Genomic DNA, 390 nt, shown 5'->3' with positions numbered 1-390 from the left:
TGTCAGTGGTTTTAACCAGTGTCCACTTGAATATATGATCCAGTTAGCCATTGTCGTTCTTGAAAGATCCAGACCCATTTGTTTCCATTCGGATTCCTGTCTATAGAGTGGAACGCCATTTACGAACTTTTGTTTCATAACGAAAGCCACACTTTCAGCAGAGGCATAAGAATGTGGAATGACAGGTTCTGGAATTCCAGGACTTTTCATAACACTCTTTCCATTTGCACGACATTTTCTGCATTCATATGTCGTTGTATATATATCTCTTACTTTTAATTTGGCTGGTACAAATTCGATTTCGTGTCGAACAAATTTCTTTCCGACAGGAACAAGTTTACTGTTACAGACTGGGCATACAAGTTCAGATTCTGGAAGTGTCATAATAAC

At 38.5% G+C, this 390-nt stretch carries 1 protein-coding gene; it reads right to left on the bottom strand.

What is annotated here, in order from left to right; translation table 11 throughout:
* Positions 1-390 (bottom strand): transposase (locus DWY01_RS11840; RefSeq protein ID WP_243002010.1); only part of this gene is annotated, 390 nt, incomplete at both ends.

Origin of the sequence: Eubacterium sp. AF22-8LB (assembly GCF_003458715.1) — a bacterium.
In the GTDB taxonomy this organism is placed as follows: domain Bacteria; phylum Bacillota_I; class Bacilli_A; order Erysipelotrichales; family Erysipelotrichaceae; genus Holdemanella.
This window is presented reverse-complemented; position numbering and strand designations above follow the sequence as displayed.